The organism is Nocardioides pinisoli (assembly GCF_024199985.1).
Classification (GTDB): Bacteria; Actinomycetota; Actinomycetes; order Propionibacteriales; family Nocardioidaceae; genus Nocardioides; species Nocardioides pinisoli.
Genome location: NZ_JANARS010000008.1, coordinates 31,262 through 53,535 on the forward strand (window position 1 = coordinate 31,262; position 22,274 = coordinate 53,535).

12 protein-coding genes and 1 pseudogene are annotated in these 22,274 nt (G+C 71.8%); 6 read left to right on the top strand and 7 right to left on the bottom strand.

Annotated elements, in window-relative coordinates; all coding sequences use genetic code 11:
* Positions 1-6: 6 nt before the first annotated feature.
* A pseudogene (locus NCI01_RS17290) lies at positions 7-1,092 on the bottom strand (acyltransferase family protein); the annotation flags it as partial.
* A 36-nt stretch (positions 1,093-1,128) separates the two neighbouring features.
* Between NCI01_RS17290 and NCI01_RS17295 the strand changes: the two are divergent.
* Together NCI01_RS17295 and pgfA are read left to right on the top strand one after the other, a co-directional pair.
* The gene (locus tag NCI01_RS17295) at positions 1,129-1,905 is read left to right on the top strand and encodes a class I SAM-dependent methyltransferase (RefSeq protein ID WP_254182734.1); all 777 of its coding nucleotides are present in this window, start codon (positions 1,129-1,131) and stop codon (positions 1,903-1,905) included.
* Between the two features lie 45 nt (positions 1,906-1,950).
* Positions 1,951-2,940, top strand: coding sequence for a cell envelope lipid trafficking protein PgfA (pgfA, locus tag NCI01_RS17300; RefSeq protein ID WP_254182735.1), 990 nt, complete (start codon positions 1,951-1,953; stop codon positions 2,938-2,940).
* A 51-nt stretch (positions 2,941-2,991) separates the two neighbouring features.
* Here pgfA and NCI01_RS17305 read toward each other — a convergent pair whose 3' ends face one another.
* The 3 genes from NCI01_RS17305 to NCI01_RS17315 all read right to left on the bottom strand — a co-directional run bounded on the left by NCI01_RS17305 (position 2,992) and on the right by NCI01_RS17315 (position 7,754).
* A complete protein-coding gene (locus tag NCI01_RS17305) occupies positions 2,992-4,248 on the bottom strand; it encodes an SGNH/GDSL hydrolase family protein (protein ID WP_254182736.1) in 1,257 nt (418 codons plus the stop codon).
* A gap of 30 nt (positions 4,249-4,278) precedes the next feature.
* Positions 4,279-5,097 (bottom strand): class I SAM-dependent methyltransferase, encoded by an 819-nt coding sequence (locus NCI01_RS17310; RefSeq protein ID WP_254182737.1) that lies wholly within the window; start codon positions 5,095-5,097, stop codon positions 4,279-4,281.
* Positions 5,098-5,171: 74 nt separating this feature from the next.
* Positions 5,172-7,754: an Ig-like domain-containing protein gene (locus NCI01_RS17315; RefSeq protein WP_254182738.1), complete on the bottom strand. Its 2,583-nt coding sequence runs from the start codon at positions 7,752-7,754 to the stop codon at positions 5,172-5,174.
* A 170-nt stretch (positions 7,755-7,924) separates the two neighbouring features.
* Between NCI01_RS17315 and NCI01_RS17320 the strand changes: the two genes are divergently transcribed.
* From NCI01_RS17320 to NCI01_RS17330, 3 genes are all read left to right on the top strand, one after another.
* The gene (locus NCI01_RS17320; RefSeq protein WP_254182739.1) at positions 7,925-8,827 is read left to right on the top strand and encodes a phosphotransferase family protein; all 903 of its coding nucleotides are present in this window, start codon (positions 7,925-7,927) and stop codon (positions 8,825-8,827) included.
* A gap of 278 nt (positions 8,828-9,105) precedes the next feature.
* Positions 9,106-10,593 carry a 30S ribosomal protein S1 gene (rpsA, locus tag NCI01_RS17325; RefSeq protein WP_254182740.1) on the top strand — a complete coding sequence of 496 codons (1,488 nt, stop codon included), beginning with the start codon at positions 9,106-9,108 and terminating at the stop codon, positions 10,591-10,593.
* 120 nt (positions 10,594-10,713) lie between these two features.
* Positions 10,714-11,556, top strand: a complete 843-nt coding sequence (locus NCI01_RS17330) for a patatin-like phospholipase family protein (RefSeq protein ID WP_254182741.1) — start codon at positions 10,714-10,716, stop codon at positions 11,554-11,556.
* Positions 11,557-11,559: 3 nt separating this feature from the next.
* On the opposite strand, the gene NCI01_RS17335 is transcribed toward NCI01_RS17330, so the two are convergent.
* The 3 genes from NCI01_RS17335 to NCI01_RS17345 form a co-directional block, all read right to left on the bottom strand.
* A complete protein-coding gene (locus NCI01_RS17335; protein ID WP_254182742.1) occupies positions 11,560-12,834 on the bottom strand; it encodes a class I adenylate-forming enzyme family protein in 1,275 nt (424 codons plus the stop codon).
* 80 nt (positions 12,835-12,914) lie between these two features.
* On the bottom strand, positions 12,915-20,891 hold the full coding sequence (locus tag NCI01_RS17340; RefSeq protein ID WP_254182743.1) for a PKD domain-containing protein: 7,977 nt from the start codon (positions 20,889-20,891) through the stop codon (positions 12,915-12,917).
* Positions 20,892-21,021: 130 nt separating this feature from the next.
* Positions 21,022-21,180 (bottom strand): hypothetical protein, encoded by a 159-nt coding sequence (locus NCI01_RS17345; protein WP_254182744.1) that lies wholly within the window; start codon positions 21,178-21,180, stop codon positions 21,022-21,024.
* 93 nt (positions 21,181-21,273) lie between these two features.
* Between NCI01_RS17345 and NCI01_RS17350 the strand changes: the two genes are divergently transcribed.
* The gene (locus tag NCI01_RS17350) at positions 21,274-22,224 is read left to right on the top strand and encodes a GlxA family transcriptional regulator (protein WP_254182745.1); all 951 of its coding nucleotides are present in this window, start codon (positions 21,274-21,276) and stop codon (positions 22,222-22,224) included.
* Positions 22,225-22,274 lie beyond the last annotated feature (50 nt).

The following is a 22,274-nucleotide window of genomic DNA, read 5'->3' on the forward strand; positions in this document are numbered from 1 at the left end:
GAGCAGTGAGGCAGCCAGTGTGAGCGCGAACAGCTCGATCCCGCGTCCCTCGAAGAGCGGCATGTCGCGCCAGTCGGCGATGAGCTCGAGCAGGACCAGGTGGACGCAGAAGATGCCGTAGGACAGGTGCCCCACGTGGCGCAGGGCCGGGGACGACAGGATGCGGACGAAGCGGCCGTCAGCCGGGCCGAAGACCCCGGGCAGGATCACGAAGCCGGCGATCGCCGCGTAGAGCAGGTTCTTGGTCAAGGCGGCGCCGAGCGTGGTCGGCGTCAGGTCGGGCGGTCCGGCCAGCGGGGTCGCCGCGATCACGAACAACGCGCCCGCGGCGAGCCAGCACAGGCCGGGGGAGCGGCCGAGCTCACGGACGACGGCCGTCACGCGGTCGGGCACGGCGTCGCGGTCCTCGCGGGAGCGGACGTCGTACGACGCGAGGAGGATGCCGACCGCGAACCACACGAGGTAGGACGGCAGCCAGAGACGGATCATCGTGTCCCCGCAGTCCCACCGCACGGAGAGGTCCATCAGCCACACGACGGTCGTCGCCGACATCGCCAGGGTGACGAGGCCGAGGCGGTCGGCGCGACGCCCCCCCACGCGGGCGAGCCCCACCCACATCAGCAGCGGCAGCACCAGGTAGAACGCCACCTCGGTCGACAGGCTCCACATCTGCGTGAGCCCGTCGGGCAGTCGGTCGTCGACGTAGATGTCGGCCATCAGGAGCGTCGTCACCCACTGGCCGACTCCGGCGCCGCGGTTCCCCGGCAGGAGCGTGAGCGCGGCGATGACCGTGATGACGTAGATCGGGACGAGCCGCAGAGCCCGCTTCCACAGGTAGTGCAGCGTCGACGGCGGAGCGAGCCCCGCGCGGTGGCGGGCGATCCACGGCCGGGACAGCAGGAAGCCGGACAGCACGAAGAACACCGCGACGCCCACGTCGAGCCGGGACAGCGCCGTCCCGACGACCGGGTGCGCGTAGGCCCCGGCCCAGAAGGCTGCGTGCGTGGCGAGGACGGCGACGGCCGCCACCGCCCGCAGTGAGTCGAGGGCCGGGAAGGCGACCGTGGCTGCCTCCTGGTTCGGGCCCACCATGGGGCCGAGTCTCGCACGCGCCACTAGGGTTCGCGCATGCTGCTGCTGAGACGGGGTCGCTCCGTGCTGTCCCGAGTGGGTTCGTTCTCCCGCGACCGGGGGGCGGCCGACGTGTTGCGCTCCTGCGCGCAGTGGGGTTGGGACTGGTGGCGCGGACGACCGGGGGGAGGCCGCGACCACGGCTTCTTCGAGTGGGACGGGCGTCGCTTGCCCTACTTCGTGCACCACTACCACTACACGTGGCTCAACGAGCGAGCCGTCGAGGTCGCCATGGCACTCGACCTCCTCGAGCGCCACGCCGGAGCGAGCGTCCTCGAGGTCGGCAACGTCCTCAGCCACTACGCCCCCGTCGGGCACACCGTCGTCGACAAGTACGAGCGGGCGCCCGGCGTGCTCAACGAGGACGTCGCCGACCTCGACCTCGGCCGGGAGTTCGACCTGGTGCTGGCGATCTCGACGCTCGAGCACGTCGGGCTCGACGAGGACGTCCGCGACGACGACAAGCCGCTGCGGGCGATCGAGCGGCTGCGCGCGCATGTGGCGCCGGGCGGTCGGCTCTGGGTGACGCACCCCGTCGGCTACAACGCGGCGCTCGACGCCCGTCTGCGCGACGGTGTGCCCGGGGTCGCCCGCATGCGGGCGCTGCGCCGCGACCGCACGCGCAACCAGTGGCGCGAGGTCCCGCTCGACGAGGCCTGGGGGACGCCCTACGACCGCCTGCTCTACACCGCCCACGCGGTCGTCGTGGTCGAGATCAACCCGGTTGGGGAAGGTGCTGCGAAGACGGGTGCCGACGAGGTGACTGGCTGGTAACGTTCGCGCGTCGCGTGAGCACGAACACACTTTTGAGGAGTGCAGGTGGGTAAGAAGCTGGCCGTCATCTTGACGGGTTTGGGTGTGTTCGTCCTGGGGGTGGCCCTGCTGGCCCGGTTCTACGCCTACGACCGACTGGCCGTGGTTCCCCTCGACCAGGACACGGTCTCGGTGTCAGAGGGACCCGGCGCCACGATCTTCGACATCGCCAGCCAGCAGGAGATCACGGTCGACCTGGTGTCGACCCGCAACGTGGTCGGCGACGTGGAGGCCTCCGAGAAGGCCAGCGAGGAGCTCGATCGCGACATCGCCATCTGGGAGACCCTGGTCTACACCGACGAGCCCGGCGCCGAGGTCAGCGCGGACAACCCGCCCCGGTCCGGCAACCACGACCTGGTCGCCTTCGACCGCCACACCGGCGAGACGGTCAAGTGCTGCGACACCTACACCAGCACGACCGCCGACGACCGCGGGGTCGAGGAGAAGGACACGATCGGGTTCGAGGGCCTCTACTTCAAGTTCCCGTTCCAGACCGAGAAGAAGACCTACCGCTTCTGGGACGGCTCGCTGCGTGAGGCTCCCGAGATCGAGTTCAAGGAGGAGGAGACGATCGAGGGCCTCGACGTCTACCGCTTCGAGCAGGTCATCCCGCCGACGACCGTCGGCAACATCACCGCGCCGGCGTCCTTCTTCGACATCGACGAGGAGGGTGACGTCACCCTCGACCGCGTCTACTCCAACACGCGCACCCTGTGGATCGAGCCGGAGACCGGCGTCATCATCCGCGGCCAGGAGGACCAGTTCAGCGTCGCCGAGTACGAGGGCGAGCAGGTCGCGACCCTGACCGACGTGACCATCGGCTACAACGCCGAGACCATCTCCGACAACGTGGACACCTACTCCTCCCTCGCGACGCAGCTCAAGCTGATCCGCATCTGGGTGCCCCTCATCGGCGGCATCCTCGGCCTGCTCCTCCTCGCAGCCGGACTGGTGATGCTCCTGCGCAACCGTCGCGAGGCGACGCACGCGGCCTGACGCACCCGAGGTCGTGCCTGGCGGCCGACGGGCCACCCGGCTCGTCGGCCGTCAGTCGCACCTGGTCGGGTCCGCGCGTGGTCGCGCCGCCTCGCGGCCGTCGGTGCGGCCGTCGCCGTCCGTGTCGACGCGGGTCGGGTCGGTGCGCACCACGCGGCCGTCCGCGAGGCGGTAGCCCTCGGCCTCGCGCCGGTCCGTGACGGAGTCGTCGTCGGTGTCGCGCAGGTAGGCCACGCTCCGGACCCGGAACCGCAGCCGGACCGCACCCGAGCAGGCGACCACGCGCTGGCGTACGACGTAGCCGTGGATCTCGCGCGCGTCGGTCAGGCCGTCGCGGTCGGTGTCCGGCCGTCCCGGGTCGGTGCCCGTCCCCAGGCCACGGCGGGTGAGGGCGAGCGCGTCGACCAGTGTCCGGGCCAGCAGCGCGTGCCCGGCATCGGTGAGGTGCACCGCGTCCGGTCCGACGAGGTCGTGCGGGTCGGCACCGAGCGCGTCCTGCGCCTCGAAGGTGCTCCCGAGGTCGGCGAACGTGACGCGCGGGCGTCGCAGCGCGAGCTGCTCCAGGGCGTTGCCGTAGTCCTGCCAGGCCTCGACGGACACCTGGTAGCGACGCACAGGTTGCAGCAGCACGTGGCAGGGAGGGTGGGTGCTGACCGCGTCGATGCGGCGTACGACGTCCTCGACCTGCGAGACGAAGGTCGCGGCGGGCACGCGGGCGACGCTGTCGTTGGAACCGATCATGTGGAGCACGCAGGTCGGCTGCAGCACGCGGACGGCGTACTCGTGCGCGGGGCTGAAGTAGGTGGCCGCGGTCGAGCCCCCCGCGGCGCCGTTGACCCCCTGGACCCCGGGCCTCCCGTCCGGCCGGTCGGTGCTCTCGGCCAGCCGGCGCGGCGGCCGGCTGGTCGAGGTGCCGACAGGGAACCGCGACTGGAGCCGCGCGACGACCTGGTCGACGAAGCCGGCGGCCGCCGAGCTCGCACCGACGCCGTAGGTCGTGGAGGAACCGAGGAAGAGCAGGCGGACCGGCTGGCTGCGGCGTCGCGCGAAGGCGGTGGTCAGCGGCGCGAGGGACGGTCGCGCCAGGGCGGTGGCGCCGAGCTCGACCCGGTCGGACAGGCCGTCGCGGTCCCGGTCGGTGGGGGCGGCCGCCCGAGCCGCGCTCGCAGGTGTGGGGGGTGCCGTCGCGACGCTCGCGCCGACGGGCGCCGGGGTCAGGCACGAGCAGGTGCCCAGGACGACCAGCGTCCCCGCGGCTGCCACCGACCCGGGGCGGCGTCGGGGCCGGTCGGATCGACGCCAGCGCATGGCGCAGGCTACCCCGGAACCCGGTGGTGGTCAGCCCGCCAGGAGCGCGACGAAGATCGCCGTGCCCGGCGTCAGCAGCCCGCGGGTGCGTGACCAACCGCCCCAGACCCGGTCGTGCTGCTCGGGCCACTCGGGCTCGACGAGGTCGACCAGCCTGAAGTCGGCCGCTGCGAGGAGGCGCACCCAGTCGCCGAGCGTGCGGTGGTGCTCGACGTAGGCGACCACGCCCGTCTCGTCGTCGACCTCGACGTAGGGCGTGCGGTCCCAGTAGGACTGCGTCGCGGTCAGGCCGGCCTCGCCCGGGTCGTCGGGGAACATCCAGCGGGTCGGGTGGGTGACGGAGAACGCGAAGCGCCCTCCCGGGCGCAGCACCCGGGCGACCTCGGCCACGGCGACGTCGATGTCGCTGACGAACTGGAGGGCGCCGAAGGAGCAGAAGACGACGTCGAAGCTGCCGGCGGCGAAGGGCAGGGCGGTCGCGGTGCCCCGCACGGACGGCACCGCCACCCCCGTCTCCGCGTCGAGGCGCAGCGAGTGCTGCAGCTGGCGGTGCGACAGGTCGAGCCCGAACCCGCGGCCGCCGTGCGTGCGCACCCAGCGCGAGCACTGACCGGCGCCACTGCCCACCTCGAGGACGTCGAGGTCGGACACGTCGCCGAGGATCCCGAGCTCGTCCTCCGTGTGCCCCTCCGGGCCCCACACGAAGCCGGCGTCACCGAGGAACGCCCCGTGGGTGGCCTGGTACTCGTCGGCGTAGCGGTCCCAGTCGGGCCCGTTGGCGCTGCGCGACTCGTGCTCGGACACGGGGCGGCGCTCGACCCGCACGGACTGCGGCAGGTGATCCTCCACCCCCGGAGCGTAATGGTGCCGGTGCGCCGGGCGGACGACCGCCCGGCCCACCGGCACCCCAGGGGCGCGACGTCTCAGCCGACGCCGAAGGTGCCAGCGCCGGTCCGGCTCTCTCGGACGCGCGGGTCACGCGGACCCGAACGCCAGTCAGCCGGGTTGGACCTGGCGCGCACCTCGGCACCGTCGCGTACGCCACCACGGTCGGTGTCGCACTTCGTCGGGTCGGTGCGGTCCCGGCCGAACCGCTTGTTGGCGCTGCCGGTCACCTCGACCTTGTCCTTCAGGCCGTCGCGGTCGGAGTCCTTCTTCGTCGGGTTCGTCCGTGTCTTGCCGATCTTGAAGGACTTCTTCTTGGTCCTCACCTTCTGCTTGATCTTGACGCCCCTGACCTCCGTGCCGTCGCTCAGCCCGTCCTTGTCGGTGTCCTTCGACAACGGGTTCGTCCGGACCAGGATCGCCGTACGCGCCTTCCTGCCGCAGACCTCGAAGCGCTGACGGATCCGGACGCCCGCCACCTCGCGGCCGTCGGTGATCCGGTCGTCGTCGGTGTCCGCGTCGGTCGGGGCAGTCCCGTGCACGTCGACCTCGGCGCCATCGGTGAGACCGTCGCCGTCGGTGTCGTCGTCCAGCGGGTCGGTGCCGGTGGTGTTGACCTCCTGGCCGTCGGAGAGCCCGTCGTCGTCGGTGTCCGGGTCGTTGGGGTCGGTCCCGGTCGTGCCCTCCTGCTGGTCCGGCAGGTTGTCGCCGTCGGCGTCGCCGGGGGCGGGTACGACGGTGAAGGTCACCGTGTCGGCCCCGCTGGTGCGGTCGCCGATGGTCTGCGTCGCGGTCACGGTGTGCGGACCGGGCTGAAGGACCACGCCCGAGCTGCACGACCACCGTCCGTCGTCGCCGACGACGGCGGTGCACAGGAGGACGCTGCCCTCCTGGACCTCGACCGTCGCGCCGGGCTGACCGGTGCCGGAGATCGCCGGCGTCGTGTCCTGCACCGTCGCGCCGGGCGCCGGCGAGGTGATGTCGGGTGCGGCCGGCGGAGCGGGCTCACCGCCACCCTCGAGGTCGATGGTGATCGTCACGGTGTCGGTGTCGGTGTTGCCGGCCTCGTCGGTGGCGGTCGCGGTGAGGGTGTGGTCGCCGGGCAGCAGCGGGAGGGTGGGTGTGCAGCTCCAGCCGCCCTGGGGGCCGACGGTGGTCTGGCAGACCGGGATGCCGTTCTCGGTGACCTCGATCGTGGCGCCTGCCTCGCCGGTGCCCGTGATGGTGGGCGTGGTGTCGTCGGTTGTCGAGCCGTCGGCCGGGGTCACGATGGTGACGGTGGTGGCGGTGTCGATCTCGAAGGTGACGCTGTCCTCGGGTGAGGTGTTGCCGGCGTCGTCGGTGGCGGTGGCAGTGTAGGTGGCCTCGCCGTCGGGGAGGGGCTGGGCGGGTGAGCAGCTCCAGGCGCCGGTGACGGGGGCGGCCTCGGCGGAGCAGACCTCGTTGCCCTGGGCGTCCTCGACCACGACGGTCGAGCCGGGCTCGGCGGTGCCGGAGAACTCCGGCGTCGGGTCGTCGGTGAGCTCGCCGTCGGCCGGGGTCACGATGACCGGCGCGGCCGGGGCCTCGTCGTCGACGCCACACTCGACGCCGCCCTCGGGGGCCGTGGCCTCGACCGACATCGGCGCGATGTCGAGGTCGACGCTCGCGGCGTCGAGGACCCCGACGTCGAGCACGTCGAGCGAGATGCTCAGCAGCGCGTCGGCGGTGGCCGCGCCGGTCGGGCCCGCGGACAGGTCCTCGGCGGGGTACGCGGTGATGCTGAGGTCGACCAGCGGGTCGAGCAGCAGCGGGAGGTCGATGGGCTCGGGCTGGCCGTCGGCAGGAATGGTCACCTGCTGGCCGCCCACGGTGGCGACCACCGTCGGCGGGTTCGTGTAGCCCGCGGTGCCGGTCGTCCCGTCGGAGCGGGCCTCCAGCACGACGGGACTGGTGACGTCCACGGTCACGGCGCCGCCGAGGAGGCTGATGTCACCGACGGTCGTCGTGGTGCGCGAGACGACGTCGGAGCTCCCGGCCCCGTCGTCGTCCAGGAAGGTGCGGGTCCGGGTCTCCGAGGCGGTCACGTCCGCGAGGGTGCCCAGCCCGGGCAGGCTCGTCAGCGACAGCCCGGCGAGCGTGGTCCTGGCGTCGGAGAGGACACGGTCCCCGTCGGCGTCGGCCGCGACGCAGGTGCCGAGGTCCTCCTCGCAGGCGGCCCGGGTGTCACCCGTGATGGCGCCGACCGTGACCACCGGGGCCAGGTCGACCGCGAGCAGGCCCTCGGCGCCCGGGTCGCCGCTCGGCGGCGCGACGGTCGACTGCTCGTCCAGGGTGAGCCCGGTGCCGATCAGGGTCCCGTCGAGGTTCGCGGCGTTGGCGCTGCTGGTGCCTGCCTCGACGCTGCTCTCGACCGTGCTGCGGCTGTGGCCGACGGCCACACCCGCCAGGTCGAGCGAGAGCAGGTCGACGTCGAGGCCCACGATGTCGCCGTGGGCGTCGGCGGAGTACGCCGCTGGGAGCGGTGCCGCCGCGGCCGGCGGCTGGGCGAAGGCCAGGAACGAGCCCGGTAGTGCGATGGCCGTGGCGATCGCCAGCGTCCTCGTGGACCGGCCCCGTGACCGGTCGTGTCGTCGATGCATCTGAAGTTCCCCCTGTGGCGTTCAGTCGTGCCGATCCCCGCCAGACCCACACGACGGTGATGTCATGTCAGTGGTCACAACGAGGTACCCACAATTTGGTAACACCGCCCCCGGGGAACCCAGCGCGACCGGCCGCGCCGGGTAGCAGGTCCCCGTGCCACCATGCGTGGGTGAGCGAGCTCGGTACGACGATGCGACCGCTGGCCGGCGGGCACTCGGGACGCACGTTCGTCGCGGAGGTCGCCGGCGAGCGGGCCGTCGTACGGCTCTACCCGCCCGATGACCCGCGGGGTGAGGCGGCTCCCGAGGTCGACCAGGCGGTGCTGCGGCTGGTGCGTGGCCTGCTGCCCGTCCCCGAGGTGCTCGAGGTGCGGCGCGCGGAGGCCGGCGCGGGGCACCCCGGGCTGCTCGTGACGTCCTGGATGCCGGGGGAGCGGGGCGACCTGGTCGTCGCGCGGCTCTCGGACGCCCGCGACGAGGACGGTCTCCGGCGACTGGGGAGCAGCACGGGCGCCGTCGCCGCCACGCTCGCCGGGATGCCGATGCTGCGGCCCGGACCGTTCGTCGACGCCGAGCTGACGCTGGGCCACTTCCCCGACGGCGGCCTCGACGAGTGGGTCGCCCAGCGGCTCGGGCGCTGGCCCGAGGCCCGGCGTACGGCGCTGGCCGAGGTCGCCCGTCGCGCCCAGGACCTGCTCGACGCGGCGCAGCGGACCTGCCTCGTGCACAGCGACCTCAACCCCAAGAACCTCCTCGTCGACCCGGACACCCTCGAGGTGACGGGCGTGCTCGACTGGGAGTTCGCCCATGCCGGGCACCCGTGGACCGACCTCGGCAACCTGGTGCGGTTCGAGCGGGACCCGTCCTACGTGGCCGGGGTCCTCGGCGCCTGGACGGCACGACACGGCGGAGCCGTCGACGCGCTGCTCGACGGGGCGCGGGCGGCTGACCTGTGGGCGCTGGTCGACCTCGCCGCCAGGGCGGGCGACAACCCCGTCGCCGATCGCGCCGCCGCGCTCCTGCGAGCCGTCGCGGAGACCGGTGACCTGCACGCCCGGCCCGCCGCGTCCTGATCGCGTCGGGAGCCCGGTTCGCGCGTGGTCCGGAGCTTGCTCCTGAGCGTGGGTCTGAGCGTGGGTCTGAGCGTGGACCGAGCGTGCCCCGCCGGTTGGACGCGGGCCGTCGCGCGCGCGTAGTCTTGGGAGTTGCGCCAGTCGTCTGCCCGGCTTCCATACCGAGCGAACCCGGGCTCGCCGCGTCGCCGCGCGTGATCAGTCACCGTCGGGGGCCAGTGAAACGGACAGCTGCACGCGTCCGCACGACTCCATCCATCCAAGGAAATCCCTTCCATATGACGAGCACGCTCTCCACTCTTCCGGACTACGACGCCCCTCAGGTGGCTGTCAACGACATCGGGTCCGAAGAGGACTTCCTCGCGGCAATCGACGCGACCATCAAGTACTTCAACGACGGTGACATCGTCGACGGCACCATCGTCAAGGTGGACCGTGACGAGGTCCTCCTCGACATCGGCTACAAGACCGAGGGCGTCATCCCCTCGCGCGAGCTGTCGATCAAGCACGACGTCGACCCCAACGAGGTCGTTTCCGTGGGCGACAAGGTCGAGGCCCTGGTCCTCCAGAAGGAGGACAAGGAAGGCCGCCTGATCCTGTCCAAGAAGCGTGCTCAGTACGAGCGTGCCTGGGGCACCATCGAGCAGGTCAAGGAGGAGGACGGCGTCGTCGAGGGCACCGTCATCGAGGTCGTCAAGGGTGGCCTCATCCTCGACATCGGCCTCCGTGGCTTCCTCCCCGCCTCGCTGGTGGAGATGCGTCGTGTGCGCGACCTGCAGCCCTACGTCGGCCAGACGCTCGAGGCGAAGATCATCGAGCTCGACAAGAACCGCAACAACGTGGTCCTGTCGCGCCGCGCCTGGCTCGAGCAGACCCAGTCCGAGGTTCGCCACGGCTTCCTGACCCAGCTCCAGAAGGGCCAGATCCGCAAGGGCGTCGTCTCCTCGATCGTCAACTTCGGTGCGTTCGTGGACCTCGGCGGCGTCGACGGCCTCGTCCACGTCTCCGAGCTGTCGTGGAAGCACATCGACCACCCGTCCGAGGTCGTCGCCGTGGGCGACGAGGTCACCGTCGAGGTCCTCGACGTCGACATGGACCGCGAGCGTGTCTCCCTGTCGCTGAAGGCGACGCAGGAGGACCCGTGGCAGCACTTCGCCCGCACCCACCAGATCGGCCAGATCGTGCCGGGCAAGGTCACCAAGCTGGTGCCCTTCGGCTCGTTCGTCCGCGTCGAGGAGGGCATCGAGGGCCTGGTGCACATCTCCGAGCTCGCCGAGCGTCACGTCGAGATCCCCGAGCAGGTCGTCCAGGTCAACGACGACGTCATGGTCAAGATCATCGACATCGACCTCGAGCGTCGCCGGATCTCGCTGTCGCTCAAGCAGGCCAACGAGACCGCTGCGGCCGCCGACGTGGAGGAGTTCGACCCGACGCTCTACGGCATGACCGCGACCTACGACGAGCAGGGCAACTACGTCTACCCCGAGGGCTTCGACCCCGAGACGGGCGAGTGGCTCGAGGGCTTCGACGAGCAGCGCGCGATCTGGGAGGACCAGTACGCCAAGGCGCACGCCCGCTGGGAGCAGCACGTCAAGCAGCAGGCCGAGGCCAAGGTGGCCGAGGCCGAGGCCGGCGAGGCCACCTCGTACTCCTCGGGCGGCGACGTCGCCGAGGGTGGCGAGACCGGTGGCGACACCGGCGGCTCGCTCGCCTCCGACGAGGCGCTCCAGGCGCTCCGCGAGAAGCTGACCGGCGGCTCCAACTGATCCGCTGATCGCCACGTAGCACCCACGTAGCACCACGACGGCCCGCCGGGGAGACCCGGCGGGCCGTCGTCGTGCGCGGGGGCGTGCCACGGTCAGGGTCGATCCGCTAGAACTGGCGACATGACAGGACGCGGCACGTCGGCACTGGTCCTCGGCGGCGGGGGCATCACCGGGATCGCGTGGGAGCTCGGGGTCCTCACCGGGCTCGCCCGCGCCGGCGTCGACCTCACCGGCGCCGACATCGTCGTCGGCACCTCGGCCGGATCGGTCGTGGGCGCGCAGGTGACCAACGGACTGCCCCTGGAGGAGCTCTACGCCGCCCAGCTCGAGCCGGCCGACGCCGAGCTCGGCGGTCGGCTCTCGCGCATCGCAGCGCTCAAGCTCGTCCCGCCCTACGTGCTGCCCGGGAGCGGGCGCGACAAGCTCGCCCGCGTCGGGCGGGTCGCGCACGCGTCCCACGCGCCCGGCAGCGTCGACCGCGAGGGTGTCATCCGCTCGCGGCTCCCGGCCCACGACTGGCCCGACCGCGACCTGCGCATCACCGCCGTGGAGACCACGACCGGCGAGTTCACGGTCTTCGGACGGGACTCCGGCGTGGACATGGTCGCGGCGGTCGCGGCGAGCTGTGCCGTGCCGACGGTGTGGCCGCCCGTGGAGATCGACGGACGTGCCTACATGGACGGCGGCATGCGGTCCACGGCCAACGTCGACGTCGCGGCAGGTGCCGAGCGGGTGGTCGTCCTGGCGCCGCTCCCGCGGTCGCTGAGCAAGAAGGTGTCGATCCGGGCCCAGCTCGAGCGCGTCGGTCCGCGCGCCTGGTCGGTGGTGACGCCCGACGCGGAGGCGCTGGCGGCCTTCGGCCGCAACCTGCTCGACCACACCAAGCGCGCCGTCGCGGCCGAGACCGGGCTGCGCCAGGCACGTGACCTCGTCGACCAGGTCGGCCCGGTCTGGGCCGCCTGAGTCTCAGACCAGGTCCTGCAGCGCGTCGCGCCGCACCTTGCCGGTGGCGGTCATCGGCAGGCCGGTGACGGCGACGTAGGCCTTGGGTCGCTTGGCGGGCGCCAGGACGAGACGGGCGTGCGCGTCGAGCTCGTCGCTCGAGACGTCGCCGACGACGGCCGCGCACACCCGCTGCCCCCACTGGGGATCGGGCAGGCCGAAGACGGCGACGTCGCGGACGCCGGCGACCTCCCGGAGGGCGTTCTCGACCTCGAGCGGGTAGACGTTGACACCGCCGGTGATGATCAGGTCGGTGCGGCGGCCCTCGAGGTGCAGGTAGCCGTCGGGGTCGATCCGCCCGACGTCGCCGACGGTGAACGCCGGCCCGTCCGGGGTGTCTCGCCACGCGGCGGCGGTCTGCTCGGGGGCGCCGAGGTAGGTGAACCGGGCGTGCGGCGGGACGGCGCACCAGATCCGGCCGTCGTCGTCGACGGTGAGCGTGCGGCCGGGTCGGGCCCGGCCCACCGTCCCGGGACGTCGCAGCCACTCCTCGGACCGGCAGGCCGTGAACTGGCCCTCGGTCGAGCCGTAGAACTCCCACGTCGAGCCGTCCGGGAACCGGTCGACCAGCTCCCGCTTCACCTGCGGGGGACACGGTGCGCCCGCGTGGGCAACCAGGCGGAACGACGACAGGTCCGGCGCCCCGACGGCGTCCCAGTGGGCGAAGAGGCGCTGCAGGTGGGTCGGCACGCAGAACATCGTGGTCGGACGCTCGCGCTCGATCGCCGCGGTCACCGCCGCCGGGTCGAACTTCCCGGGCACCACGATCCGGCCGCCGGCGAGGAGGGTGCCGGTCGCGAACCGCAGGGGCGCGGAGTGGTGGAGCGGGCTCAGCACCAGGTTGACGTCGTCGGCGTCGAAACCCCACAGGTCGCGCTCCTCGGCGACCAGCGCCTCCGCCTCGGCGCGGGTCAGCAGGCCGGACCACACGCCCTTTGGAGTGCCGGTCGTGCCGCTCGTGCAGTGGATCGGCCGGCCGAGCGGCAGCGAGCGGGACCGGTCCGCCCGACCGGTGAGCAGCTGCTGCACCTGGGCGTCCGAGGTGACCACGAGGTCGGGGGCGATCGGCTCGAGGATGCGGCCGAGCTCGGCCTGCGTGAGCGCCGGGTCCAGCGGGACCGGGAAGACGCCGTCGGTGAGGAGCGCGAGGACCAGGTCGACGTACGACGCGGAGCCGGGGACCAGCAGGGCCACCCGGGCGCCAGCAGGGAGGACGTCAGCGGTGTCGGGGCTCGCCATGGAGGCATTGTGTCCGTACCGGGTCACGCGCCCGCACCCGCCGGGATCGCCGGCGGGTGCGGGAGCAGGGTGCGTGCGGGTCAGCGGCGCACGATGAGCCACCAGCGGACGGTGCGCTTGTTGCCCGCCGCGTCGCGGACCACCAGCACCACACGGTGACGACCCGGTGCGAGCTGCTTCGCCGTCGCGACCATGACGCCCTTGCGGTTGACGCGCACCGCCGCGGCCTTCTTGCCCCCGATGCGGATCGTCACGTCACCTGCGCGGAGGCGGTCGTGGCGGTCGCTGATCCGGGCCCGGACGGTCGGCGTGCGGTCCCGGGTCGGCTCGCTCCCGGTCAGGACCTTCGCCTTCGGCTTGCCGCGGTCGACCGTCCACGTGCGGACTGCCGGGGTGGCGTCCGTGTTGCCCGCCGCGTCGATGGCCCGCACCCGGAGCTCGTGCTCGCCCTGCCTGAGCTTGTTGAAGGTCGCTGGGGAGGTGCACGGTGCCCACGCCCCGCCGTCCAGGCTGCACTCGAACCTGCTGCCGGGCTCGGAGGAGACGAAGGTGAAGGTCGCAGCCGGGCCGCGGCCCTGACCCTTGGGACCGTCGGTGATCGTCGTCTGCGGGGGAGTGGTGTCGCCCGGGGCCGGCTTCGCCTTGACGGTGACCGTCACCGTGCCCTCGCCCGCCGCGACGTCGTCGCTGCCGGCGTAGGCCGCGGTGAACGTCACCGCACCGGGCTCAGCGAACGGACCCACGGTGAAGGTGGCGGTGCCACCCTCGAGCGCGGTGGGGCCGTAGGACTTCCCGCCGCCGGTGAGGGTGACCTGCCCGGTGGGCGTGGTTCCCTCGGCCGCGACCTTCACCGACACCTGGCTGGTGTCGCCCACCGTGACCTCCGACGGTGTCGCCGTCGCGGTGACCTCGGAGGCGACCGGGTCGGTCGGCCCGGGGTCGTCGCCGGTGACGACGACCGCGACGGTGTCGGTGACCTCGTCGGTGCCGTCCTGGCTGCCCACCGTCACCGTGGCCTCGTAGGTGCCGGGCTCGGTGTAGGTGTGCGTGGGGTCGACGCCCTCGGCCTGCTCGCCGTCACCGAAGTCCCAGGCGTAGGTGAGCCCGTCGGTGCTCGGGTCGAGGTCGACGCAGCCGATCCGCTTGGCCGGGTTGTCCGGGTCGTGGATCACGATGGCCATGGCCTTGGAGCCGGCGCGCTGCTCGCTCGTCACGACCACCTCGCCGCTCGCGCCCTCCTCGTCGCTGGTGAAGGGCAGCCAGATCTCGTTGGCCTCGGCGAACGGCTGGTCGGTGTCGAAGCGGAAGTGCGCTCCACCGTTGCCGTCGGCGCAGGCCTGCTCGTGGACGTGGACCATGTGCTGAGCCCCGGGCTTGAGCCCGGTGACATCGAGCGTGGTCACGGTCGTGTCGCGTGAGCGGACCATCGACGCCGTCCCGGTCAGGTCCGGGTAGGTGGTGGTGCCGTCGGCGAAGGCGCTGACGTCGCCTGCGGTGGTGACGACCGTGGAGAAGTCGACCTCCAGGGGCGCGTCACCGCTGTCCGGCGTGGCCGTCGCCTCGATCTCCGGCAGGGCCTCCACGTCGATCTGCACCGTGGCACTGCCGGTGTTGCCCTCCTCGTCCGTCGCGGTCAGCACGGCCCGGTAGGTGCCCGGCTCGGTGTAGGTGTGCTGGGCCATGGGCTTGGGGCCCGTGGCCGGGGTGGTCCCGTCACCGAAGTCCCACTCGTAGCTGACCACGTCGCCCTGGTCGTCCTCGGCGGTCCCCTCGAACGAGACCAGCAGGGGTGCCCGGCCGCTGGTCGGCGTCGCCGTGGCCGTGACCCGCGGGTCGACCCCGGTGACGACGATCTCGAACTCGTCCTCGTACGTCCCCCCGTTGCCGTCGTCGACGGTCAGGGTGGCGGTGTAGGTCCCGGGGTCGGTGTAGGTCACGTGGGCGTGCGACGACGTCGACTGGTCGGACGGACCGTCGCCCTGGCCGAAGTCCCACAGGTAGGTGAGGTCGTCACCGTCGGGGTCGTCGGCGCGGGCCTCGAAGTGGACGTAGAGCGGTGCTGCGCCCTCACGCGGGTCGACGAGCGGGTCGGCGGTGGGCGGCTGGTTGTCCTGCGCCGGCTCCTCGACGACCACGGTGCCTCGCATGGTGGCGCCGTGGATGCTGCACCAGTACTCGTAGGTGCCGGGCTCGGTGAAGGTGTAGCGCACCGGTGCTCCGCCCGCGTCGCGGTACTCCCGGAGCTCGGGGTCCCAGGTGTCGCCGCTGTCGAGTGAGGTCAGGTCGTGGCCCATCGTGGCCTGGTCGAACTGCCACTCCACGGTGTCGCCGACCTCGATGGTGACGGTCGACGTGCCGTTGTCCTCCGACACCCACTGGTTGTCGGTGGCCGAGTCGACGGCGTCCACGACCCACGTACGTCCCTCGGCGGGCTCGTCGACGACGACCTCGACGGTGTCCTCACCGGTCTGGCCCTCGGGGTCGGTGACCGTCACGGTCGCCGTGTAGGTGCCCGGCTCGGTGTAGGTCCAGCTCGCCTCGGCGGTGTCGGCGGTGTCGTCCTGCGTCCCGTCGACGCCGAAGTCCCACGCGTAGCTGAGGTCGCCGCCCTCGGGGTCGGTGCCCTCGGCGGTGAAGGCGACCTCGAGCGGCGCCGTGCCCGAGGTGGGCTCGGCCGCTGCGGTCACGCTCGGCGCCTCGCCCTGCTCGACTCCCGACCAGCGGAAGAAGTCGAAGTCGGCGACCGGGTTGCCCCCGGCACCGCCCTTGAGCGCCATCACGCCGACGCGCGGGTTGGTGATCCCGGCCAGCGTGCGCGGGTCACCCACCTCGGTGAACTCGTCGCCGTCGGTGGAGTACCACCCGCGCAGCTGGGTGCCGTCCGAGGTGAAGCGCAGCCAGAACGTGGTGGGGAAGTCGCCGGGCAGGAACGGCCCGTTGAAGCTGCCGCCACCGGTGTTCCAGTCGCCGGTGAACTCGAAGTCGTTGTTGCTCGGGCTCGACGACTTGAGGAACTCGATCCACTCGTTGTCGTTGCCCTTGTCGACGTAGGTCAGCTTGGCGAAGCCGGAGCCGCCGCTGCCGGCGACCACGAGCCCGGCCTGCTGGCCCGCCTCGGCGGGGTCCCAGATGAGCTTGGTCGTCGCCGTCCAGGCACCGTCGGGAGCGTCCTGGGTGATGATGTTGGCGGTGTCGTTGTACTCACCGGGCCGCGCTGTCAGGTGCAGCGCGCCGTCGGAGACGTCGTACGCCGTCTCGTCGGGGCGGCGCACCGTCCAGTGGCAGTTGTCGAGCAGCTCGGTGTCGTCGAACTCGTCGGAGCGCTCGGGCTGCTCGCACGGCGGTGCGGGCTCCTCGCCCCGGACCCCGGAGATCCCGAAGACGTGGAGCTTGGGGTCGACCGGGAGCGTCAGGGTGTCGGGCTGCTTGCCGGCCTCCAGCGGGATCCGCTGGGTGAAGATCATGACCCGGGGTGAGGTGTCGCCCCCGCCGTTGTGGCGGTAGGGCATGTCGATGGCGATCTCCTCGCCGAACTTCGGCGTCACGGCCCAATCGGTGAACCGCAGCGGGACCTGCGCCGTCGTGCCGTCGTTGTAGGCGAGCGTCGCCTCCTTCTGGACGTCGCCGTTGTGCGCGGTCGCCAGGATGCTCAGCTCGTCGTAGGTGCCGGTCGGCAGCGGGATGACCTGGCCGTCGGACTCGACGTTGTTGAGCTGGCCGTCGGCCGGGCTGCCGAAGTCGTAGTCCACGCCGTTGAGCCGCACCGGGCCGCCGTTGTCCTGCACGGCCGGCGGGAGGAGCTCGGCGGCGAAGGTCCAGCCGCCGCCGTCGAAGTTGCCGTCGCCGGGGTTGGCGTCGGTGGAGATGCCGTCGTTGTTGAACAGCTCCGACAGGTCGGCCACGGGCCGGCACTCGCCGTCGGCGAGGACCTCGATGCGCACCGAGCTGGTGCCGGTGTTGCCGTCGGGGTCGGTGGCGACGACGGTCGCGGTGTACTCGCCGGCCTCGGTGTAGGTGTAGGACGGCGACTTCGCGGTGGAGGTGTCGGTGTCGGTCCCGTCGACCCCGAAGTCCCATGCCCAGGTCACGGCCTGGTCCTGCGGGTCGGTGGCGGAGGCTTCGAAGTCGACGTCGAGCGGCAGCACGCCGCAGCGCGGGGCCGCGGTCGCGGTGGCGACCGGGTCGACGAGGACGGTGATCTCCTCGGTCGTCCGCGTCACGCCGCGGTTGCCGTCGGCGTCGACGGGGGTCACCTTCGCCCTGAAGGTGCCGCCCTCGGTGTAGGTGTGCGAGACCGTGCCAGCGGCGCCGGTGACGGGGTCGGACCCGTCGCCGAAGTCCCAGTCGTAGGTGATCGCGTCGTCCTGCCGGTCGATGCCCTCGGCGGTGAAGTCCACCGTGAGGGGTGCGCCGCCGCGGACCGGGTCGGCCGTCAGCTCGTTGACGAACGGCTCGTCGACCTCGAGCTCCTTGACCTGGATGTTGCGGAAGCTGACGGTGTCGGCGTTGCCGTGGTTCTGCAGGCCGATGTAGCCGTCGGTGCCACGCGTGCCGTCGGAGGTGTACTCGTTCACCACCTGGCCGTTGAGCGTCATCGTGTAGGTCTGGCCCTTGACCGTGATCTCGTAGTCGTTCCACTCGCCGACGGGCTTGGCGTTGCGCGCGTCCTCGCGGTCGAAGTTGTAGACCGATCCGGTCTTCTGCGGCTCGTCGTTGGGCTGCCCCTCCTTGATCTGGATCTCGTGGCCCTCGTCGACGGCGACGAAGGGGTCGTTGCCCGGGTCGGGGAAGCGGGTGAAGACGCCGGAGTTGTCCGCGTCGTCGGACAGCTTGAACTGCAGCTTGACCGTGTAGTCGTCGAACGTGCGCTCGGAGAACCAGAAGAGGCCGAGGCCGCCGACGCTGGTGAGCTCACAGTTCTCGACCGTGAAGCCGCCGGGGCCGGACTGCTTCCAGCCCGAGACGTCGGTGCCGTCGAAGAGCAGCTCGTAGCCCTCGTCGGGGGTCGGCGCGGTCGCGCAGGGCTGCCGGACCGTCACGTCGACGGCCTGGCTGGTCGACTTGCCGGTGGAGTCCTCCACGCTGAGCGTGGCGGTGTAGGTGCCGGGCTCGGGGTAGGTCCACGTGGCCGTCGCCGTGCTGGCGGTGTCGTCGCTGGTGCCCTCGATGCCGAAGTCCCACTCGTAGGTGATGGCGTCCCCGTCGGGGTCGCTGGCCTCGGCGGTGAACTCGACCTCGAGCGGCGCGAGCCCGTCGGCCGGGGCCGCGGTCGCCGAGGTGATGACCGGCGAGGTGTTGCCGGCCACGCCCTTGCCCTCGACGGAGAACTCGTCGAAGTTCATCTCGCCGCTGCCGGCGTAGACGAAGTAGAGCGGACGGCCGCCGGCGTCGGCGTCACGCGCGGTGATGGCGGCGCTGACCGTCTTGTAGAAGTACTGGCCCTGCGTCCCGCCGTCGAGGGGCACGGTCGCGACGAGCGGCCCGTCGGCTGCTCCCGCGCGCACCTGGATGGCGGCGCCGGACTGGGGTCCGCCGGAGTAGCGGATCGACACGTCGGTCATGTTGGCCAGGCTCATGGGGTCGAACATCACCCAGTCGCCGTTGCCCATGCCCGTGATCAGCCCGCCGCCGCCCGGGCGCGTGCCCGACTTGTCGTCGTAGCCGGTGTAGCCGACGCCCTGGCGGTTGGTGGCGTGCTCGGCCTGGCGCAGCTTGGGCTGGAGGATGACGGTGTCGCTGCCCTGCAGGGGCGCGTTGGCGCCGTCGTTGGCGCCTCCGTCGCGGTAGGTGGCGATCAGCACGCCGTAGGTGTTGGCGTCCGGACCGTGGTCGGCCGACGCAGCGGTGCGGATGGTGCCCTCGCAGCCGTTGACCGACAGGTTGGGGTGGACGTGGATGTCGTGGCCGAGGCCCTCCTGGACCACGACCTCGCTGCAGTCGACCGTCTCCTCGGCGTCCTGCACGTCGACGACGAACGGGATGTCGTCGCCGGAGGAGTAGAACCCGCCGTCGACCGGGAGCTCGATCCGGACCGTGGGCGCGGTGTTGCCGACGTTGACGACGACCTGCGACGTCGCGGTCTTCCCGGTCGCGTCGGTGACGGTGAGCACCACGGTGTAGTCGCCCGCGGTGTCGTAGGACCAGGTCGGGTCCGGGTCGGTCGAGTCGGTCTCGCCGTCGCCGTCGAGGTCCCAGGCATAGGTGACGTCGTCACCGTCGGGGTCGCTCGTGCCGTCGCTGCTGAACTGGACGTCGAGCGGCGCCGGCCCCTCGGTCACGTCGGCGCTGGCCCGGGCCACGGGCGCGGAGCCGTTGACGGCGTAGTCGATGCGGACGAGCTTGGTCTGCGGGGAGCCGGAGAAGAACCCGGTGCCGTACTCGAGGACGTACATCGAACCGTCGGGTCCGAACTCGAGGTCACCGGGCGCCACGAACCCGCTCATGAAGTCGTTGACCGAGGTGATGTTGCCCTCGGCGTCGGTGCGGACCTCCTTGATCCAGCCGCGGCTCATCTCCGACATGAAGTAGGAGCCCTCGAAGTAGGCCGGGAAGGCGGTGTCCTTCGCCGCGGTGTTCTGCGACTGCCGGTAGACCTGGCCGCCTGTCGGGGTCGAGCCCTGGACGGCGGGGTACTTGTAGGGCGCGACGTCGGAGTAGGGGATCCAGGCGTCGGTCATCGGGGGCAGCGTCTGCAGCCCGGTGCTGTTAGGGGAGTCGTTGACCCCGGCCATCTCCTCGGGGTCGTTGCACGGGAACCGCTTGGGGCTGCCGTCGGGGTTGGTGCGGTAGCGGTTGGCCACGAAGTCCCAGTCGACGTAGGCGCCGCCGAAGTCCATCTTGGTGAGGTCGTCGCCGACCTCGCCGCCGCAGTAGGGCCAGCCGCCGTTCATCGCGACGTCGGTCCGGTTGAACTCCTCGAAGTGGCGCGGGCCGCGGTTGGGGCTGTTGACGCGCGAGTCGGGACCGACCTCGCCCCAGTAGACGACGTCGGTGTCGGCGTCGACGCCGAGGCGGTAGGGGTTGCGCAGGCCCATCGCGAAGATCTCGGGGCGCGTCTTGGCGGGGTCCGCGTCGGGGTAGAGCGCGGTCGGGTAGGCGCCGCCCTCGCCGAACAGGTTGCCCTCGGGGATGTCGTAGGAGATGCCGTCGCCGGCCGTCGGGTCGACGTCGCCGGCGTCGTCGTCGCGCGGGATGACGCGCAGGATCTTGCCGCGCAGGTCGTTGGTGTTGGCCGACGACTTCTGGGCGTCGTAGTCCGATCGGCCGGTCCGCTCGTCGTGCGGGGAGTAGCCGTCGTTGTCGGAGGACGAGGTGTTGTCACCGGTCGCGAGGTGCAGCACGCCACCGTCGCCGAACTGGACCGAGCCGGCGGAGTGGCAGCACACGTTGCGCTGCGTGCCGACCTCGAGGATGACCTTCTCCGAGTCCTTGTCGATGAACGCGTCGCCGTCGGTGTCGGTCTCGACGGTGAGGCGCGCGAGCCGGTTGGCGTTGTACGACGCCGGCAGCGGCGCGTAGTAGACGTAGACCCAGCCGTTGGTGGTGAAGTCGGGGTCGAGCGTGATGCCGAGCCCGCCGTCCTCCAGGCCGCTCCAGACCCCGAGGCTGGGGTTGTTCATGATGATCTCGATGCTGCCGTCGGCCGGGTCGTACATCGAGATGTCGCCCGCGCGGGTGATGAAGAAGACCCGCCCGTCCGGCGCGACGGTGAGCTCCATGACCTCGCCGAGACCGGTGCCCTGGCCCAGGACGACCTTCTGGAACTTCGAGAGGTCCGGCGGGTCGTCGGCCGCCGCGGCGGAGGTCGCGGCCGTCCCGTCGTCCGCAGGCTCGTCCGTCCTGGCGGTCTTGCCGGACTTGCCAGCGGCTCCGGCCTGCTTCTCCGCCCGGTCGCCCGAGGTGTCGTCAGCGGTGTCGTCAGCGGTGCTGGACGCCGTCCGGTCGGGGGTGGGGTCCGGCACGGCGGCCGCCACCGGGGCGGTGAGCCCCAGGGCGAGCGCCAGGCCGGTCACGAGGGCGAGCAGTGAGACGAGGAGCTGACGAGACCGCACGGGCATGATGCGCCTTCCACAACCGAGTTTGAGGAGCGAGCGTCACCGGCACGACAGCCGTGTGACCGCCATCACGCTAGGCTGGACTTTTGTGTCAGGTCAAGCAAAAGTTGATTTGTGTCCGTCGGAACGGGGCTCAGCCGCGCGGGACGAGGTGCAGTCGCTCCTCGATCGGGCCCAGCTCGTCGACGGGGTGGGAGGCGGAGGCGGGGCCGGCGAACCGGTCGTGTCGGGCGTAGCTGACCAGCGCGGAGATCGCTGCGGCCAGGACCAAGAGGGCGATGATCGTGTTCATGGCAGCAATCATTCGCCCATCTCGTTCCTGCCACCAGTGGCAGGAACGACAGGGTTAGTTGATTTCCTGCCAGCGGTGGTCCAGTCTGCTGTCATGAAGAAGGTCGTGGTCGTCGTCCAGGAGCAGCCCGAGCCGTTCGGCCTGGGTGCGCTGTGCGAGGTGTGGGCAGAGCCCTACCACCCCGAGGACGACAACCCGGTGTTCGACTTCACCGTCGTGACCCCGCGGCCGGGCAGGCTGCGGACGCGCGCGGGGTTCGACCTCCACGTCGAGCACGGGCTCGACGCCGCCGCGGACGCCGACCTCATCTGCCTCGCGCCCAAGAGCGACCACCGCAGCACCTCGCCCGAGGTCTCCGAGCTGCTGCGCGCCGCCCACGACCGTGGCGCGATGCTCTTCGCGCACTGCACCGCGACCTTCCAGCTCGGTGAGGCCGGTCTCCTCGACGGCACCCGCTGCACCACCCACTGGAGGTGGGCCGCCGAGCTGGCCGCACGCTACCCCCGAGCCATCGTCGACCCCGACGTCCTCTACGTGCAGGACGGCTCGATCGTCACCGGCGCCGGGTCCGCGGCCGCCCTCGACGCGGCGCTGCACGTGATGCGCCAGCAGTTCGGCGCCAAGGTCGCCGCGACGACGGCCCGTCGGATGGTCGTGCCGCCGCACCGTGACGGGGGGCAGGCGCAGTTCATCGCGCGCCCGGTCCCGGTGTGCGAGTCCGAGGCGCTGGCGCCGCTGCTGGCGTGGATCAGCGCGAACCTGTCCGAGGAGCTCGACGTCGAGACCCTGGCCAAGCAGGTGCACATGTCGGCGCGCACCTTCGCTCGGCGCTTCAAGGAGGAGACCGGCACGACGCCGTACAGCTGGATCCTCGGCGAGCGCGTGCGTGCCGCGCAGGAGCTGCTCGAGCAGACCGACCACTCGATCGACTGGGTCGCCGGCGAGGTCGGCTTCGGCAACGCCGCCACCTTGCGCCACCACTTCGGCCGGGCCCGCGGGGTCAGCCCCCAGGAGTACCGGCGGACCTTCCGGATGACCGCCTGACCTCAGCGTCGGGGGTCTCCGACGTCGTACGGGTGTCGCCGGCTGCAGGA